The 18,344-nt window shown below is 43.0% G+C and carries 21 protein-coding genes; 6 read left to right on the forward strand and 15 right to left on the reverse strand.

All coding sequences use genetic code 11. From position 1 onward, the window contains the following. Positions 1-7: 7 nt before the first annotated feature. Positions 8-1,210 carry an MFS transporter gene (locus M1J35_RS17495; protein ID WP_254651828.1) on the reverse strand — a complete coding sequence of 401 codons (1,203 nt, stop codon included), beginning with the start codon at positions 1,208-1,210 and terminating at the stop codon, positions 8-10. A 58-nt stretch (positions 1,211-1,268) separates the two neighbouring features. Between M1J35_RS17495 and M1J35_RS17500 the strand changes: the two genes are divergently transcribed. Both M1J35_RS17500 and ispG read left to right on the forward strand, forming a co-directional pair. Beyond that, the gene (locus tag M1J35_RS17500) at positions 1,269-1,637 is read left to right on the forward strand and encodes a hypothetical protein (RefSeq protein ID WP_224519506.1); all 369 of its coding nucleotides are present in this window, start codon (positions 1,269-1,271) and stop codon (positions 1,635-1,637) included. Between the two features lie 123 nt (positions 1,638-1,760). After that, entirely contained in the window at positions 1,761-2,867 is a 1,107-nt protein-coding gene (ispG, locus tag M1J35_RS17505) for a flavodoxin-dependent (E)-4-hydroxy-3-methylbut-2-enyl-diphosphate synthase (RefSeq protein WP_156030040.1), read from the forward strand. 88 nt (positions 2,868-2,955) lie between these two features. Here ispG and M1J35_RS17510 read toward each other — a convergent pair whose 3' ends face one another. Continuing rightward, positions 2,956-3,339, reverse strand: coding sequence for a DUF4190 domain-containing protein (locus M1J35_RS17510; RefSeq protein WP_034757567.1), 384 nt, complete (start codon positions 3,337-3,339; stop codon positions 2,956-2,958). Positions 3,340-3,542: 203 nt separating this feature from the next. On the opposite strand from M1J35_RS17510, the gene M1J35_RS17515 reads away from it, so the two are divergent. Beyond that, a complete protein-coding gene (locus M1J35_RS17515) occupies positions 3,543-4,112 on the forward strand; it encodes a hypothetical protein (RefSeq protein WP_061811244.1) in 570 nt (189 codons plus the stop codon). Positions 4,113-4,145: 33 nt separating this feature from the next. Here the strand turns inward: M1J35_RS17515 and M1J35_RS17520 are convergent, their stop codons facing one another. The 5 genes from M1J35_RS17520 to M1J35_RS17540 form a co-directional block, all read right to left on the reverse strand. Beyond that, the gene (locus tag M1J35_RS17520; protein WP_224519504.1) at positions 4,146-4,508 is read right to left on the reverse strand and encodes a DUF1499 domain-containing protein; all 363 of its coding nucleotides are present in this window, start codon (positions 4,506-4,508) and stop codon (positions 4,146-4,148) included. Positions 4,509-4,614: 106 nt separating this feature from the next. Next, complete coding sequence (locus tag M1J35_RS17525) at positions 4,615-5,031, reverse strand: Fur family transcriptional regulator (RefSeq protein ID WP_034757562.1); 417 nt, start codon at positions 5,029-5,031, stop codon at positions 4,615-4,617. 3 nt (positions 5,032-5,034) lie between these two features. Then, positions 5,035-5,892 (reverse strand): metal ABC transporter permease, encoded by an 858-nt coding sequence (locus M1J35_RS17530; RefSeq protein WP_224519503.1) that lies wholly within the window; start codon positions 5,890-5,892, stop codon positions 5,035-5,037. Positions 5,893-5,910: 18 nt separating this feature from the next. Next, entirely contained in the window at positions 5,911-6,687 is a 777-nt protein-coding gene (locus M1J35_RS17535; RefSeq protein WP_034757557.1) for a metal ABC transporter ATP-binding protein, read from the reverse strand. Positions 6,688-6,848: 161 nt separating this feature from the next. Further along, on the reverse strand, positions 6,849-7,730 hold the full coding sequence (locus M1J35_RS17540) for a YitT family protein (RefSeq protein WP_034757554.1): 882 nt from the start codon (positions 7,728-7,730) through the stop codon (positions 6,849-6,851). 81 nt (positions 7,731-7,811) lie between these two features. Between M1J35_RS17540 and M1J35_RS17545 the strand changes: the two genes are divergently transcribed. Further along, positions 7,812-8,075, forward strand: coding sequence for a DUF2624 domain-containing protein (locus M1J35_RS17545; protein WP_318019831.1), 264 nt, complete (start codon positions 7,812-7,814; stop codon positions 8,073-8,075). A gap of 51 nt (positions 8,076-8,126) precedes the next feature. Here M1J35_RS17545 and M1J35_RS17550 read toward each other — a convergent pair whose 3' ends face one another. Both M1J35_RS17550 and M1J35_RS17555 read right to left on the reverse strand, forming a co-directional pair. Next, entirely contained in the window at positions 8,127-9,020 is an 894-nt protein-coding gene (locus M1J35_RS17550) for a deoxyribonuclease IV (RefSeq protein WP_034757549.1), read from the reverse strand. Positions 9,021-9,089: 69 nt separating this feature from the next. After that, positions 9,090-10,397: a DEAD/DEAH box helicase gene (locus M1J35_RS17555; protein ID WP_061811247.1), complete on the reverse strand. Its 1,308-nt coding sequence runs from the start codon at positions 10,395-10,397 to the stop codon at positions 9,090-9,092. Positions 10,398-10,705: 308 nt separating this feature from the next. Here M1J35_RS17555 and M1J35_RS17560 point away from each other — a divergent pair, with 308 nt between their 5' ends. Beyond that, positions 10,706-11,470, forward strand: coding sequence for a YqfQ family protein (locus tag M1J35_RS17560; protein WP_224519502.1), 765 nt, complete (start codon positions 10,706-10,708; stop codon positions 11,468-11,470). A 180-nt stretch (positions 11,471-11,650) separates the two neighbouring features. Further along, the gene (locus M1J35_RS17565; protein ID WP_061811249.1) at positions 11,651-12,607 is read left to right on the forward strand and encodes a 4-hydroxy-3-methylbut-2-enyl diphosphate reductase; all 957 of its coding nucleotides are present in this window, start codon (positions 11,651-11,653) and stop codon (positions 12,605-12,607) included. 44 nt (positions 12,608-12,651) lie between these two features. On the opposite strand, the gene M1J35_RS17570 is transcribed toward M1J35_RS17565, so the two are convergent. The 6 genes from M1J35_RS17570 to rpoD form a co-directional block, all read right to left on the reverse strand. Further along, positions 12,652-13,770 carry a Nif3-like dinuclear metal center hexameric protein gene (locus tag M1J35_RS17570; protein WP_224519501.1) on the reverse strand — a complete coding sequence of 373 codons (1,119 nt, stop codon included), beginning with the start codon at positions 13,768-13,770 and terminating at the stop codon, positions 12,652-12,654. Next, on the reverse strand, positions 13,767-14,477 hold the full coding sequence (locus tag M1J35_RS17575) for a tRNA (adenine(22)-N(1))-methyltransferase (protein WP_254653789.1): 711 nt from the start codon (positions 14,475-14,477) through the stop codon (positions 13,767-13,769). Before M1J35_RS17575 ends, M1J35_RS17570 begins: the two co-directional genes overlap by 4 nt. A 115-nt stretch (positions 14,478-14,592) precedes the next feature. Beyond that, positions 14,593-14,961, reverse strand: coding sequence for a cytochrome c550 (gene cccA, locus M1J35_RS17580; RefSeq protein ID WP_224519500.1), 369 nt, complete (start codon positions 14,959-14,961; stop codon positions 14,593-14,595). A 260-nt stretch (positions 14,962-15,221) separates the two neighbouring features. After that, positions 15,222-16,364, reverse strand: coding sequence for an acyl-CoA dehydrogenase family protein (locus M1J35_RS17585; RefSeq protein ID WP_224519499.1), 1,143 nt, complete (start codon positions 16,362-16,364; stop codon positions 15,222-15,224). A gap of 165 nt (positions 16,365-16,529) precedes the next feature. Next, positions 16,530-17,066, reverse strand: coding sequence for a hypothetical protein (locus M1J35_RS17590; RefSeq protein WP_224519498.1), 537 nt, complete (start codon positions 17,064-17,066; stop codon positions 16,530-16,532). A 118-nt stretch (positions 17,067-17,184) separates the two neighbouring features. Next, on the reverse strand, positions 17,185-18,315 hold the full coding sequence (gene rpoD, locus M1J35_RS17595; RefSeq protein WP_034757535.1) for an RNA polymerase sigma factor RpoD: 1,131 nt from the start codon (positions 18,313-18,315) through the stop codon (positions 17,185-17,187). Between the last annotated feature and the right edge of the window lie 29 nt (positions 18,316-18,344).

Here is an 18,344-nt window from a genome sequence, read left to right on the forward strand (position 1 = left end):
TTTCCACTTAACGGGGACTTTTTCCAAAGGTCTGTTGGATTTCAGTACGAGCCTCTCCTTTTGTCCGTGTAGCCAATAGGGCAAACAGGAGGATATTCATCAATGTGAATCCAAATGTGATAATATACATTTGTGTTGGATCCTGCTTCCATACCCCAAAGGCGACAGGACCCAAAGCCACCCCGCTGAATCTTACAGCACCATAAAGGCTGACAACCATTCCCCTTTCTTGTTCAGATACGCTTCCCGTTATGAAGGTATTGATGACAGGAAGCATCAATCCCAATCCCCCAAAGCTTAGGGTGAGAAAAAACATCAAAGATCCCAATGAAGAAAAAAAGATCAATAATCCTAATGGGATGCTCATGGTGATTAGCCCGCATTTCAAATAGGTCCAACCCAATTCCTCATCAGTCTTCAGTCTTTTTCCGCACCAATACGAACAGATCGTCATCGCCCCAAGGGGAAAAATGAACGAAAATCCTTTAAAAAACCCATCAATATGAAAAGTATTTTCAATATGGTAGGAAAGATAGAAGAGAATGCCGAATAATAAAAATAAACCGGTTCCCCCGATGACATAGAGAGGGATCAGCAGCCTGCCCTTTGATAAAAAAACGGCAGAGAATTCCTTCACATCCAATTTCCGAACACCTTTAGTTGATTCGACTGTTTGTCGCAGACCGACTAAGATCACGAAAGAAATCACGGGGAAGACCCAAAAAGACTGATCCCAAAGAACGAGTTGGGCGAGGGTGGCACCAATAAGTGGAGCTGCCACTTTGCCGATCCCATTGAATACCTCCAATGAACCAAGCATCCTTGAGCGCTCCTCCCCTTGATAAAGATCACCGATCAATGCCATTGCGAGAGGCATCGTCCCTGCTGCACCGACACCTTGCAGTCCTCTTCCGAGCATAAAGAGGCTAATGAGCCCTCCATTGAAGATACACAATATACTCCCGAGAATCATGATCCATAACGAAATGCTGATCAACCGTTTACGCCCATAGCGATCAGACAATATCCCTGTAAAGGGTATCACCAAAGCTGCAGGGATTGTAAATGAACTTAAAATGAATCCCGACCATCTGCTCCCTAAATGCAAGTCTTCTTCAATATCAGGAAGAATGGGAATCAGCATTGAATTCCCCAGTACCATCAGTATGGGCAGTAAACCGATCACAAATGGGAGAAGTTTCTCTCTCATATCATACAACTCCTTCATTGTTCCATTCAGACATCACACTAATCGGGAGGAAATTCAGATGAAAAGAATGGCAATTTTCTTTGGTATTATCATTCTTCTATACAGTGTTTATTATGACTTAAATAAGGGGACGTTACGTCTGCTGTATAAAGAAGCGACCGTCGCCTCCTCCGAGCCCCTGGTGAATGGAAATCAAGGGAAACTCCCACAGGAACCTGTTCAAAGGGGTGAAGGTCCCTCCTCCCTTCCATATGTGGAAATGGAAGTGAAGCCGGGCGATACCGTATTGAGCCTTGTGGAAGATCTTCTTGATGGATCCATTCCCGTTTCCATCGACCGGGTGATCACCGACTTTGAAGAATTGAATGATGTCCCACCTGACAAGATTCAAATAGGGAAAACCTATAAAATACCCAATTATCAATAGCTTGAACATGTCTTAAACACCTATTTCTTGTCATTTTACACAAAACACTGTTACAATAGCTTCGTATTACTTATAATGAAACTTTGAGAACCTTTCTAAAGGAGCGAATTACACTTGAGTGAAATTATACATCGTACAAAAACACGTCCTGTCAAAGTAGGTAATTTAACGATCGGCGGTAATAACGAAGTGGTCATCCAAAGTATGACCACGACCAAAACCCATGATGTTGAAGCAACGGTTAAAGAAATTCACCGTCTGGAAGAAGCAGGATGCCAGGTCGTACGTGTCGCTTGCCCGGATGAGCGTGCAGCCGACGCCATTGCTGATATTAAGAAGCAAATCAATATCCCACTTGTTGTCGATATACATTTTGACTATAAATTAGCCCTGAAAGCCATTGAAGGCGGAGCAGATAAAATCCGAATCAATCCAGGGAATATCGGCCGCCGCGAAAAAGTGGAGGCTGTAGTCAAGGCAGCAAAAGAAAAAGGCATCCCGATTCGAATCGGAGTGAACGCCGGTAGCCTGGAAAGAAAAATCCTTGAGAAATACGGATACCCGACAGCTGATGGAATGGTGGAAAGTGCCCTTCACCATATTAAAATCCTTGAAGACCTCGATTTCCATGACATCATCGTATCCATGAAGGCTTCTGATGTGAACTTAGCAATTGAGGCTTACACGAAAGCTGCGAAAGCCTTCGACTACCCGCTTCACCTTGGGATCACAGAATCAGGCACTCTGTTTGCAGGTACCGTTAAAAGTGCCGCTGGTCTTGGAGCCATCTTAAGTCTTGGGATCGGTAACACGGTCCGAATTTCCTTGAGTGCGGATCCCGTCGAAGAAGTGAAAGTGGCAAGGGAATTATTGAAATCATTTGGACTCTCTGCAAATGCAGCTACATTGATTTCGTGTCCGACTTGCGGTCGTATTGAAATTGACTTGATTTCAATCGCCAATGAGGTGGAAGAATACATTTCCACGATTAAAGCACCGATCAAGGTTGCTGTGCTGGGATGTGCAGTGAATGGACCTGGTGAAGCCAGAGAGGCTGATATCGGGATTGCCGGTGCCCGAGGGGAAGGACTCCTATTCCGTAAGGGAAAAACGGTCCGTAAAGTACCTGAAGAGACCATGGTGGAAGAATTAAAGAAAGAAATTGACAAGATTGCTGAAGAGTACTTTGCAAAGCAGGAAGCTGAAAAGAAAGAGCAGGAGCAAGTCTGATCCTGTGCATGAAAGAGGGCTGATCCATGATCAGCCCTCTTTTTTTGGTTTCCTGAAACGCTCCCAATTTCAAGAAAAACGATTTAGTTTAAAAGAACGGCAGTACAAATAATCCTACGATTATCGATACGGCCCCAATTCCGATTGCCCAGGCACCGAGCATCTCTGCCCCCCTGCGCCTTGCCACAAACCCAAGGACAATCCCCGCTGCCCCCATGATGACCGGGAGAATAAATAAGGATAGAATGGATAGTGCAAGTGCAGAGTATCCTAACACACGCCCTGATGTTGTCGCATCTTCGGCGGCATCATCTTCAAAGTCGCGGCTCACATTCATTGGAGCAGCAATTTCTGCTGCTGTTTCTTCACGGTAATCATCTCTACTCACATCTGTTTCCGGATTGTCGTAATACACGTCGATATCTTGAAGATTTCGATCAACGCTGTTTAATTCGCGTCGTTCATCACTCATACAGCAATCCCTCACTTTCTGTGTTTGGGAGCCTTCTTATTGTGTGTCAGTTCAACCATTTTACTATGCTAATCTTTGTCATTTTTGTTATCTGTGCGATCGCGCTTAGGCCGTTCTCATGAATAATTGTTTTTCGAGGTTATTTCAATACGGGGAATGTGATAAACTTGAAGGAGTTTTTATAAAGGGGAGTATGATAAAGAATGAAACGTTTTGGAATCGATATTGATGGGACAGTTACGTCACCTGAATCTTTACTGCCTCATATAAATGATCACTTTCAATTGAATTTAACCTTACAGGACATCACCCAATATGAATTGACAAAGGTTTTGGACATATCACCTCAAACCTTTGGAAAATGGTTTAAAGAAGCAGAACCGCTCATCTACAAAGAGTCTCCCCTTGCTCCCGGCGCAAAAACGATCCTGGATCAATGGAAAGAGAAGCACGAACTTTATTTTATCAGTGCAAGACGAACCGACCTCATCGATATTACGAAGAAATGGTTCGATGCACAGGACCTTATGTATCATCATATCGAATTAATCGGATCTCACGATAAAATATCAACTGCTAAAAAACATGCAGTCGACATTTTCTTCGAGGATAAACACGATAATGCAGTGGCCATCTCCGAAGAATTATCCATCCCTGTTGTGTTATTCAACACGCCTTATAATCAAAAACCGATCCCTGATGGGGTCATTCGTGTGAATGACTGGAAGGAAGCGGATTCCTGGGTACAGAACTGGTTGCAGCAACAACGCTGATTATAGAAAAAAAGCCTCGTTTGAGGCTTTTTTCTATGCGTTATTAAATAAGGATTTAAATCGTTCCACGCGCTTCCGATTCACTTTGAAATCATAATACCCTAAGCGTGAAGCCGACTTGAAATGCAAAAGATGGGTACTTTCATCAATAAAAAGCTCCAGGTCATCCTTAAATTTCATCCACTTGGATGTGAAGACGGCATGCACATAATGCGTCCCTTCTTCCTTGATTTCTACATGATCGAATTGATTCAGCGTCTGGTGTATCCTTGCTTTCGTATCTGCCACTTCCCCGCTTACGGGAAGAGGTGCGATTCTGTGGTAAGAGGTAAGGTCTATCGTACTGACGCAATTTTTTTTACTGGTGGGGCAGTGTGTGAAAGGGACCGATTCCATGGCTACATCTCCTCTATATTCCTTCTATATACCTATTTTTCCCCTCCTTTACACAAGGTTAAACACGTGAAGATGTTCCGAAGAAAAAAGAGACCCCGAAGGATCCCTATTGACACTGTGGACATTTACCGTAAATTTCAAATTTATGTCCTGATATATCATAGCCGGTTTCAGCTAAATTTTCTTTCAACACTTCCATGGGACAGGTATGGATTTCTTTCGTTTTCCCACAATCCATACAGATGAAGTGATGATGGTGATGATGACTTTCACACGTAATCCGGAAATGCCTTTCACTGGATAACTCAGTTTCTTCCAGTATGCCCAGCTCTACGAAAAGGCTTAAATTACGATAAATGGTATCGAAGCTCAGGCCGGGATAATCGGCTTTCATATACTCCAAGACGTCCCTCGCGGTTAAATATTTATTCGAGCTTGAAAACAATTCAAGTAATTGCTGCCGTTTCCCTGTATGCTTATATCCTTTTGCTTTTAATAGATCCATGGCTTCCGTTACATTCATTTCCTACACCTCACCTTTTGAAGAATGACCAGACGACCTCAATTTCTTGATGAGGATCGTCAAGAGGAGAATCAAGATGGCCGTCATGACGATCGTTCCACCCGGAGCAAGATTCAAATAGAAGGCGCTGACTAGTCCGACGATGACGGAAATTTCCCCGAATAAAAGGGAATATCCGATCGTTTGTTTAAAGCCGTTCGCGATTCTGATACTTGCTGCAACCGGAAGTGTCATGAGAGATGATACCAGAAGAATTCCCACAATGCGCATGGAGGCGGCAATCACAAGGGCGACCATGATCATAAAGATAAAGTGGATCGCTTTCGCAGGGATCCCAGATGCCTTTGCATGATCCTCATCAAAAGATAAAAGGAATAATTCCTTATACAATAAGAAAATCACTCCGATGACAAGGATACTGATCCCGGCAATCAGATACAGGTCCCCCCTGCTGACCGCGCTGACACTCCCAAATAAATAACTGAATAAATCCGTGTTGAAACCGTCTGCAAGTGAAATGAATATGACCCCGATCCCAATTCCACCGGACAGGATGATCGGGATTGCAAGCTCCTGGTAATGCTTATATACCATTCTTAATCGTTCTATGAATAAGGAACCCATCACGGAGAAAGCCATTCCAAAGTAAAGGGGATTCAACCCTGAAAACCCAGGAACGGTTTTGCTTAAGTACAGACTTGCCGCAATGCCTGAGAGCGTCACGTGGCTCAGTGCGTCTGCAATCAGGGACAATCTCCTTACCACGATGAAGGCCCCCAGTAACGGAGCGATGATCCCGATAAGGATTCCTGTCAGAAATGCATTTTGTAAAAATTCATATTGAAAAATAGCTTGAAGCATTTTCTTCCCTCCGATCGATCATGAATGATGATGTTCATGCTCATGATTCAAAAAATGTACATCATGACCATAAAAAGAGGAAAGCTGATTTTCTTTGAGCTTTTCAAACTCTTCTGTTTTGCCATGGAAATGTAAATGTTTATTTAAGCAGGCAACATGTGTGACCTTATTTGAAATCGATCCGATGTCATGGGTGACCAGCACAAGAGTGATACCTAAATCCTTGTTCAACCTTTCTAACATATCGTAGAAGTTTTGAACGTTACGGCTGTCGACTCCAACTGTCGGTTCATCAAGGATCAATACATCAGGCTGACTCACGAGGGCCCTTGCGATGAAGACCCTTTGTTGCTGACCGCCTGATAATTCCCCGATATTCCGTTTGGCGAACTCACCCATGCCGACTGATTCAATTGCTTGAATCACGTCTTGCTTATATGCTGCTGAAACCCGCTTGAACAAACCTGCCTTTTTCGCCAGTCCGCTAGCCACCACTTCATAAACAGTAGCCGGAAATCCTGTGTTGAAGCTGTTTGCCTTCTGGGATACAAAGCCGATGCGATCCCATTGTTTAAATTTATGCTGCGGGATCCCGAACAGCTCAATATTCCCCTGTTTCACCCTAAGCAGGCCTAGGACAAGCTTAAGTAATGTGGATTTCCCCGAACCGTTCGGACCAACAATTCCGAGAAAAGCACCTCTTGGTATGCTCAAATTAATATCTTCGAGCACTCTTTCACGCTCATAGCGGAAATTCACATCTTCTATTTTTATCACTGGATTTGTCATATCCATCTTTATCATCTCTCTTTATAAGAATCATTCCGATTTAAAAGTACATAGGGTAGTATACAGGATGCATCATCAATTGTAAATGATTCCGTTCGTCATTCAAAAAAGGACCGCCATCTTGTTTGGGCGGTCCTTTCATTCCATAAAGGGATGATTTTAATACATCAATGGATGGCAGATTTGAAACGTGCCCCTTTTGTTTCTTGCGTGCTCATGATCGTGATGAAAGCATTTGGATCAACATCCGAAACGATGGATTTCAATTTCGTCACTTCAAGTCTCGTGACCACGACGTAAATGACTTCTTTATCATTATCCGTATAGCCGCCACGCCCCTTCAACATGGTTGTACCTCTTCCAAGCCGTTGTAAGATGGCATCCGATACTTCGAGATAATAATCCGAAACGATGATGACCGCTTTCGTTTCATCCATTCCCTGAATGACCGTGTCAATCGTCTTGAAGGCGATATAATAGGTCATGACAGAATACATGGCTTCTTCGATTCCAAAGACAAATGCCGCCCATCCGAAGATGAAAATATTCATAAACATCACAAACTCACCGACGGAGAATGGCAATTTCTTAGTCAAAAGGATCCCTAAGATTTCAGTTCCATCCAACGAACCTCCATGACGGATGACCAGTCCTACTCCCACCCCAAGAATCAATCCGCCGAAGACGGTTGCAAGGATCTCTTCTGTTACAAATGGATCCATATGGTGAAGGAGGCTTTCAATGATCGCCAACGCGACGATGGCAAACAAAGAAGATACGACAAACGTCTTTCCTATTTGTTTGTACCCCGAATACATAAAAGGAAGGTTGAGTAAGACCAACAGGGTTGAAAAATTAAGGAAAGGGATTGAATCAGAAACCAAATAATTCAGGATCAGTGAGACACCAATGATCCCCCCATCAATAATATTATTCGGTACAAGGAACAGTTCGATCGAAACGGCTGCCAACCCTGCTCCGATAGTAATAAAGAATAGACGGTAAATGAAATGAAGGGGACTTTCTTTCTTATGTACTCTTTGAGTCATCGCCAATTCCTTTCCTTTCAGTTTATTTTCTAATAAAATTGTCACTTTCTCGATGGATACTACATATGTATCTGTTGAGGAGTGATAAACTTGAAGCTATTACAAAATGTGATCAATCACAAAATCAACCATATTACAAATGATGAACTGCTAAAGTATGCCAAACAATATAATATTTCACTGACCCCCGATCAGGCTACAAGCATTGTTGCCAAGGTGAAAGGAAAAAACATCAACATTTTTGATGATACGAAAAGAAGCAGACTAGTGAAAGATCTTGCCAGGGTCATTGGACCAACAAAAGCAAAGGAAATCAACCAGCTCTTTTTACAGCTCATCAGATAGTATAGAAAAAGGAGGCTTCCTCAAATCTTGAGAGATGACCTCCTCCACTCTTTACTGATTTACTATTTTCGTTAAAACATCTTCATCAAAGGTTTGATTACGCAACATGTCAATTTCGAATTTGTAAGGAGGTTTTTTATTTTTCTTATCTTCCCCTACATATGGAGTTTCCAGAATCTTAGGAACTGCCTCCAGCTGCGGATGATGCACGATATAATTCAGTGCCTTGAATCCAATATGACCGAAGCCCAAGTTTTCATGACGGTCCTTAGCGGCTCCCCGTTCATTCTTGCTATCATTTATATGAAGCACCTTTAAGCGATCGATTCCAACGATTTTATCGAATTCCTCCAATACACCATCGAAATCTTCTACAATATTATATCCTGCATCATGGGTATGACAGGTGTCAAAGCAGACTGATAATCGATCATTCAACTTTACTCCATTGATGATTTGAGCTAATTCCTCAAATGACCTACCGCATTCGGAACCTTTTCCAGCCATTGTTTCCAAGGCGATCTGAACTTTATGATCCTTAGTCAATACTTCATTCAGACCTTCTATGATCTTCTCGATTCCTTTATCTGCCCCCGCCCCTACATGAGCACCGGGATGAAGCACGATTTGCCCTGCACCGAGCGCTTCAGTGCGTTCCATTTCAGATCGAAGGAAATTGACACCCAACTCGAATGTAGACGGGTTGGTCGTATTGCCTATGTTAATGATATAAGGAGCATGCACGACGATGTCCTCTATTCCATTTTCTTTCATATGAGCAAGACCCGCTTCGATATTCAGGTCTTCGATTTTTTTCCTTCTCGTGTTCTGTGGTGCACCTGTATAAATCATGAAGGTATTCGCACCATATGAAACGGCTTCTTCACTTGAAGCGAGTAACATATTCTTTCCACTCATGGAAACATGGGATCCAATCTTAACCATTCTTCTCAACTCCTAAGAAAATCTCTCTTTATTGTATCGAATGTGTACAAATGAATCACGTTCAAACACTTATTTGTTTCTGTTTTTTATTCTTCTTTCCCGCTTCTTGATTTGATCCATTTTGTATTTCATTTTCTTCTTATAGCCCGGTTTAACCGACTTCGGTTTACGGACTAATGATTTCGCCTTTTCATCGATTTCATCGACGTTCGATTTTTGACGGTTCTTACGTTTGTTCAAAGGAGGCAGCTCGGACCATTCGCCTTTTTTAATATCCCTATGTGAAAAGCTGATTCCAAGCTTCTCCAAGCGATTCAATGCATCTTCGTCTGAAGGCGTATAAATGGTGAAGGCGATACCGCTATTCCCGGCACGTGCTGTACGGCCTGAACGATGAACATAGAAATCCAGATCTTGAGGCAGTTCATAGTTGATGATATGACTGACCCCTTCGATATCGATCCCTCTTGCTGCAAGGTCTGTCGCCACAATATATTGATAATCCAGGTTTCTAATTTGTTTCATCATTTTCTTACGCTCACGTGGAGAAAGATCACCGTGAATACGGCCGACCTTCAGTCCTTTGGCAATCAGGGCATCGGCTACTTCATCTGCCTTTTGCTTCGTGTTGGTGAACACAATCCCTAAATAAGGATTGATCTCCACTAAAATATTGTAAAGCATATTGGTTTTATCACGGCTTTTCAAAGGGACGATCACGTGTTCAATATTTTTTGCCGACAGCTGTTCCGGTTCCACATGGGCATACTGTGGATTTTCCATATACTTCTTCAGGAACGGCTTCAGTTTCTCTGGGATCGTGGCAGAAAACACCAACATCTGTAGTTTTTCAGGCATCTTCGCAGCGATTTGATCCACATCTTCAATGAATCCCATATCAAGCATCAAATCAGCTTCATCGATTACAAGAAGCTTCGCTGTATGGACAAATAGTGCCTGGTCCTTGACCAGGTCATTGATCCGTCCCGGCGTACCGACAACGATATGAGGCTGATGCTTTAACTTCTCGATCGTCCTCTGTTTGTCCGTTCCCCCGATATAGCAACGGGAAACGATCTCTGTATCTTTCGTTATCTTAAGTACTTCCTGATAAATCTGTTGTGCCAACTCACGGGTAGGTGCAGTGATGACAGCTTGTACCTGCTCAGAAGCTGCATCCACCTTTTCGATGATCGGTAATAGATACGAGTGGGTTTTCCCCGTTCCCGTCTGAGACTGACCGATCGCACTTTGTCCCTTTAAGATCAGAGGGATCATTTTTTTCTGAATTTCAGTTGGTTCATAGAAACCCAGTTCTTCTACAGCTTCATTGATGAAAGACTGAAATCCAAATTGCAGAAATAAATTCTTTTTCATTGAGTACATCTCCTTTTATCGTCATATCCTTTTATTTACGCTGTCATCGGGATAGATGTCTATGCCGTTCACATCATCACCACAGATTTATATAAAATGTACAGATCACTTTTCAGTTGTCAGTGATTTTATTTTAACGTTTAGAAGCGTGATATTTAAAGAACATCTAACCATTATAATCAATTTTCAGCAAAACATCTAGGTCAACTTGATATTATTTCAGATGATATTGTCACAATACCCTTTTTTAACCTGTTGCATACTCTATAGTGACAACGAATTTATTGAAATGAAAGGAGGCTGTCATTATGCCGCCTAGAAGAATGAGAAATCAGGGTCAGGATATGAGAAATCCTTTCGGAATGAGACAGCGCCAGGGGAACGGATTCGGGTTACAGCAACCTGGGATGAATACTTTCGGATTGGGACAAAGACAAGGCAACGGGTTCGGATTGCAGCAGTCTGGCAGGAATCCTTTGGGGTTGGGACAGACACAGCAAACGCCTTTTCAATTTGGAAGGCAAAATCCTAATCAAGGCTTTAATATGGGAATGAATCAAAGAGGAAGCGGAAGAGGCAGAGGGCAAGGCAAAGGGTTACTGTCAAAGTTCCTGAAAAAAGGGGAAAACCGAAATGCAGGTGGTGGCGGACTTCTGGAACAATTTACGAGGTCTTCTGGCGGTGAAACCGGATTTGAGCGATCACCTCAGGCAGCTGGGGGAATCATGCAAACCCTCTTGAATCCCGGCAATGTCAATTCCTTTCTGTCTAACACTCAACAAATGTTACAGACTGCCCAACAATTGGGTCCGATGTTTCAACAATACGGTCCGATGGTCAAAAATATCCCTTCTCTGTGGAAGCTGTACCGCGGGTTTAAGGATATGTCTGCTGATACGCCTGATGAACCATCGACAGAGGTTCAAAATGTGGAAAGTGAAGAAATTCCTGAAGCAGATATTCCTGTAAAGAAAAAAAAGAAAAAGAAACCTTCTGTAAAAATCAATGATGAAGAAGATTGGGATGATAAGGCACCGGCAAAATCACATCCAAAACCAAAACTCTATATATAAATGTCGCATCCCTAAAGGTATTTCATCACCTGACAGGGATTATTTTTTTGGTATATTAGCAAAAAACATGTATCACTTTTTCATGTGAAAATGGCCTTTTACTTCGTTCTCTTTGTCAGACGGACCTTTCTCCTTTATAATGAAGACAAAAGACTCTCTCATGTAGGAGGATATTTATAGATGGATATTATTAAGATTACTCCGAGAGGCTATTGTTATGGTGTGGTAGATGCAATGGTCATTGCAAGAAACGCCGCATTAGACAAATCGCTTCCTCGTCCAATTTATATTCTGGGCATGATCGTCCATAACAAACATGTAACGGATGCGTTTGAAGAAGACGGGATCATCACCCTCGATGGCAGCAATAGAAAAGAAATCATTGAACAGGTGAATGAAGGAACGGTGATCTTCACCGCCCACGGAGTCTCTCCTGAGGTGAAAGAAATCGCCAAGCAAAAAGGATTAGTCACACTTGATGCTACCTGTCCTGACGTCACAAAGACACATGACTTGATCCGGGCCAAAGAAGCTGAGGGCTATGATGTGATTTATATCGGGAAAAAGGGGCATCCCGAGCCTGAGGGCGCAGTCGGTGTCGCACCCGAAATCGTTCATCTCGTCGAAACAGCCGACGACGTTGAACAGCTATCTATCGACAACGATAAGATCATCGTCACGAACCAAACAACCATGAGTCAATGGGATGTACTCGATACAATGGATAAAGTGAAGGAAATGTATCCTCATGTCGAGCTGCACAAAGAAATCTGCCTGGCTACCCAAGTACGGCAGGAAGCAGTGGCAGAGCAGGCAGGGGATGCCGATGTCCTTATCGTCGTCGGCGATCCGAAGAGCAATAACTCCAATCGCCTTGCACAAGTGTCGATGGATATCGCAGGTACGCCTGCCCACCGCATCTCAGACATCAGCGAGCTCGATATCGAATGGATCAAAGATGCGGGTGTCGTCGCTGTCACTGCCGGTGCGTCCACTCCAACACCGATTGTGAAGGAAGTCATTAAATTCCTGGAGGCTTTTGATCCAAATGACGAATCCACATGGACAAGAGAGCGCAATGTTCCATTGAATAAGATACTTCCTAAAGTCCGGAAAGCGAAAATGGGAACGAAATAAGAATGCCAAAAGGCCCCTTGCCATCGCAAGGGGCCTTTCTTTTTTTACATATACGTAAATGGGTTCGTTTCTGCTTTCGAAGCGAATATATTGACAATAAACCCTTTTTCCGAGCATCTTTTGGCTAAATGAGCGGCTACTCCCTCTTTCATCACCTTTTCAATGTGATGACCTGCATCCACAATATTGAGCCCCATCATCATGGCATCATGAGCCGTATGATAATAGATATCACCGGAAACGAACACATCGGCACCCTGTCTCTTGGCTTTTCCGATGAACTTATTTCCATCTCCGCCGAGTACTGCCACTTTCTTCACATTTGCGTCCCCGTCCCCTATCAACCGGATTCCATCCATGCCTAATGTTTTCTTCACGAATAGGGCAAAGTCCTTCAGGCTCATCTCCTCTGCCAAATAACCGATCCTGCCGAGTCCAAGGGCTTTAGAACCGTTTTCCAAGGAGTAGATATCATAGGCAATCTCTTCATATGGATGGTGGGTGAACATCGCTTTCAATACTTTTTTCTCCAGTGAAACAGGATAAACCGTCTCCACCTTTTCTTCTGAAACCTCTTCAAGTGCACCTTGCTTTCCTATATGAGGATGGGTTCCCTCCCCGGGCAGAAATCTTCCCTGTCCTTCAGAGGAGAAGCTGCAATGAGAATAATTCCCGATATGTCCGGCGCCGGCTTTTCCTAAAGCTTCCCTCAGTTCCCCTGCATGTTCTTTTGGCACATAAACCGCCAATTTGCGAAGTTCTTCCTGATAGGTAGGGACAAGCACAGAAGGCTCCTGTAACTGAAGCTTGCTAGCAAGTAGATCATTCACACCGCCTACCGCCACATCCAGATTGGTATGGGCAGCATATACGCTAATATCATGTTTGATCAGCTTTTCAATCATTCTTCCCTGGTAGGAATCTGTTTGCAAAGATTTCAGTGGACGAAATAATGGCGGATGATGGGCAATGATCAATTTGACATTATTCTTGATCGCTTCATCCACGACATTTTCCAGCACGTCCAGTGTGATCATGACATTTTCGACCTTTTCATTCAACTTACCGATTTGAAGTCCGATGGGATCTCCGCTTTCAGCCAGATATTTCGGTGAGAACTCTTCAAAAAGCTGAATGATTTCATGGCCGTTTACTGTTTTCATGAGATAAGGACCTCCTCAACCATCTTGATTTTGTGCAGAAGCTCATTTTTACGTATTTCCAGCGCTTCGGTCTTCTCTGCCTTTTCCATGTTTTTCACAATATTTTTCCATTGTCGGAGTTCCTGATTCCATTTTTTCATGAAGGCACCATTTCGATTCTTCATCAAGAACGGTCCGAGCAGCAGTTCTTTTTCAATTTCCTTGGAATAGTGGGAGTTTGGATCTCCTTTTTCTGCTATTAAAATTTCATATAGCTTATCATCTTCTTCAAGGATTTCCTCACCGATGAGATCCCATCCATTTTCCATCAGCCACGTCCTGATCGATTTCGCACTCACATTGGGCTGGAGGATCAATCTCGGTCCGTCGGTCAGCTTTTCCTTGCCTTCCTCCAAAATCGATGCGATCAATGCACCACCCATCCCCGCAATCGTAATACAATTGACTTCACCGGGTGAAATGACTTCCAGGCCATTGCCTAACCTAACTTCAACTTCCCGTGTAAGTCCGGCATCTTCCACTTGTTTTTTCGCAGAAAGATATGGGCCCTTTACCACCTCACCGGCAATCGCTGAAGAAGCGATTCCTTTATTGACTGCATAGCAAGGAAGGTAGGCATGATCTGAACCGATATCGGCAATTTTTGATTGTTCTGGTATGTATGAAACAACGGTTTCAAGTCGTTTTGATAATTGTTGGATATTCATTCGTTCACCTTTACTCATTATTATTGGTCCTGCTTATCTGATACTCATTCTAACCAACTTTTCCATATAAAAAAAGCCCTTTGCCCAAAGACAAAGAACCTTTTTCAACCATTCATTATTTTAGTGATTTGATCCAGTCTGCCATTGCATCAAGATTTTCATCTGCTACAAGACCGGCCGGCATGATGCCTCCACCATTTTTAATTCTATCTTTGATCTCGTCTTTTGACAGCTTCGTCCCTTTAAGAGCAGGACCCGCGCCACCTTCATAGTTCCCACCATGACAAGATACACAAGACTCCTTGTACTTAGCTTCCGGATCGAATTCACCGCTTGAAGCTTCTTCTTTACCAGCAGTCTCACCATGCTTTTCTTCCTTCGCTTTTTCATCGGCATTGTTTAGGCCTTCAATCGATAAGAAGAAAACAAGACCAATTCCAAGAGCCGCAATAAGTACGAATGGAATAATTGGATTACGATTCATGATTTTAACCTCCTTTATGTACAACATCCAAAAAATAGTGCTCTTTTCAACACTTTTTATTTTACTGTAAAAACCGACAAAGTAAAAGTACTATCAATTAACTTTTCCATCTTTCTCACAAATTAGACACATTTCCTTCTTTTTTCCTGTTTTTCATCTTCCGTTTCTTCTCATTTACCCCTTAGGCATGAAAACAGATGAGCTCTATCTGCCCCCAGTGGACCGATAGAGCTCATTTACCCTTCTAGATGATCTAGCCCCTATTGGCAGCCGATCAACCTTGAAATCACCATTCTCTGTACCTCTGATGTCCCTTCTCCGATTTCAAGGAGTTTCGCGTCACGCAAGTAGCGCTCAACATGGTATTCTTTCATGTAACCGTATCCGCCATGGATCTGAATGGCTTCGTCGGCCACTTCCATACTGATCTCCGACGCGTACAGCTTACACATTGACGCCTCTTTGGAAAATGGTCTTCCCTGATCCTTCAGCCATGCTGCTTTATGAACCATGTTCCTTGCGAGCTCGATCTTCATTGCCATGTCAGCCAGCTTAAATTGAGTGACCTGAAATTGAGATAACGTTTTACCGAACTGCTTTCTCTCTTTCGAATATTGAAGAGCCTTGTCAAAAGCAGCCTGAGCCACCCCGACAGCCATTGCCCCGATTCCGATCCTGCCCCCGTCAAGGGTGACAAGGAACTGCTTGAATCCTTCCCCCTGCTTCCCTAACAGGTTTTCCTTAGGGACTTCCACGTCCTCAAGGACCAGCTCAGTTGTATTGGAGGAATGAAGCCCCATTTTTTCATAATTATCAATGACCGTAAATCCTTTGGCTTTTGTGGGTGCGATGATGGCACTGATCTCTTTATTCCCGTTGTTCCTGCCTGTGATCGCCGTTAACGCGAGATGATTCGCGTAACTTGCATTGGTGATGTAACACTTATTCCCATTGATGACCCATTTATCCCCTTTATCTTCAGCAGTGGTCTGGGTCCCCCCCGCATCTGAACCGGCATTGGGTTCAGTCAGGCCGAAAGCTCCAAATGATTCCCCTGTACAAATCGGCGTTAAGTATTCCTGTTTCTGTTCATGTGTACCAAATAAATTGATCGGAGCACCGCCCAGTGAAATATGGGCAGAGTACGTGATCCCTGTAGAGGCACATGCACGGCTGAGCTCTTCTGTAACGATGGCAAAGCTTACTGTATCCGCTCCTGAACCACCATATTCTTCCGGAAAGGGAAGCCCCATCATCCCCAGGTCAGAAAGTTTCTTGAAAATTTCTTTAGGAAATTCCTTTGTGCGGTCACGATCCAACGCACAAGGTGCTACTTCTTCTTCAGCGAATTCCCTGATCGTTTTCTTAATCATTGCTTGCTCTTGTGTTAAGTCGAAATTCATCTTTATCCCCCTTGTCTAACTTTGATGACTGAAAGCCACAGACTTCTACAGTATATAAAGCGCTTTCAAGCATAGTCATTCGACTCTATGAATACGCTCTCATTCCTATTATAAGAGGGAATCATGAATTTTCTCAACTTTAAAAAACTTTTAAATTTTCAGAAGTTATAGTAATATATAAATTCCTACAAGGATCGATCCTACCGAACCCGCCAGCGTGAAATAATTCATCTTCCATTTCATCCCTGCACCAATCCATATAAAACAGTTCAGGAATAAGGTTACGTATAATGGCAAAGAGTGCCCTTCAAAGATCCTTTCCGTCAGTTCCATAGATGAAAGAAGGAGGATGCTGGCAGCTGACGCAAAGAGAAGTAACGGAGAGAATTGTTTCTTAGTATAATAAATTCCTACACCCATTAATAATCCGACAAAACTTGCCAAAATCGCTGTTTGCAAAACGATTGACAATTCAGTAAAATAAATGACAAATAATGAAATTATTATCGAGGAAATGGAAAGCAGAAAATCTTTCAGGATGTGTTTTTTCTGAGATTCCGCTGCTCTGTCATCGATTCCTGTTCCTTCCGTATATAATGCAAGAAGATAATCACAGTATTGTTCAGGCAGCATCTTTGTTTGCTTCCAAAGAAGGATTTCATGGATGATGGTTTCTTTTTTTGAATTATTTATTCTGGTCACTTTGTCACACCTTTTGTAGTTGCATCCTTTAAGTCTATTCGGCAACGATCAGGGGAAACCCTTTAATTTGGACAAAAAAAACCACCTCTATGCACGATAGAGGCAGTAAAGGTTGGTTCTATTCCAAAAAGTCTTTCAATCGTTTGCTTCTGCTTGGATGGCGCAGTTTCCGAAGGGCTTTCGCTTCGATTTGACGAATACGTTCCCGGGTAACACCAAACACTTTACCCACTTCTTCCAGTGTACGTGTTCTGCCGTCATCCAGACCAAAACGTAACCGTAGAACATTTTCTTCCCGGTCTGTAAGAGTATCCAGGACATCTTCAAGCTGTTCTTTCAACAATTCGTAAGCTGCATGTTCCGAAGGAGATTGAGCTTCTGCATCCTCGATGAAGTCCCCAAGGTGAGAATCGTCTTCTTCACCAATTGGTGTTTCAAGGGATACAGGTTCTTGAGCGATCTTAAGAATTTCACGAACCTTTTCAGGAGTCAGATCCATTTCTTCAGCAATTTCTTCCGGTGCAGGTTCACGACCCAAATCTTGAAGTAATTGTCTTTGTACGCGAATCAGCTTATTAATGGTCTCAACCATATGAACCGGGATACGTATCGTTCTTGCCTGGTCCGCGATGGCACGGGTGATGGCTTGTCGAATCCACCAAGTCGCATACGTACTGAATTTGTACCCTTTCCGGTAATCAAACTTTTCCACTGCTTTAATCAGACCCATGTTACCTTCCTGGATCAGATCCAAGAATAGCATCCCGCGGCCTACATAGCGTTTTGCGATACTGACAACGAGTCTCAGGTTCGCTTCTGCCAGACGTCGCTTGGCTTCCTCATCACCATCTTCAATTCGCTTGGCAAGATTGATCTCTTCCTCTGCAGAAAGTAAATCGACTCTCCCAATTTCTTTCAGGTACATACGTACAGGATCATTTATCTTAACCCCGGGAGGAACGCTTAAATCATTTAGATTAAATTCTTCTTCCTCTTCCTTCTCTAACTCCGTGGCACCTGGATCATCATCTTCGTCACTTTCATTAACGATTTCTACACCCTGCTCACCTAAGTGTTCATAGAATTCATCCATTTGATCGGAATCCAATTCGAAGCCGGATAATTTATCTGCAATATCTTCGTATGTGAGGACTCCTCTTTTCTTACCTTGGTTTACTAAAAATTCTTTCACCTGATCAACTGTTAATTCTGACGCTATTTGTTTGGAACGCGCTGACTTTTCAGCCATTTGTTCCCCTCCTTCCAACTTCCTTACAA

It is taken from the genome of Rossellomorea sp. KS-H15a, from assembly GCF_024195245.1.
GTDB classification, from domain to species: Bacteria; Bacillota; Bacilli; order Bacillales; family Bacillaceae_B; genus Rossellomorea; species Rossellomorea vietnamensis.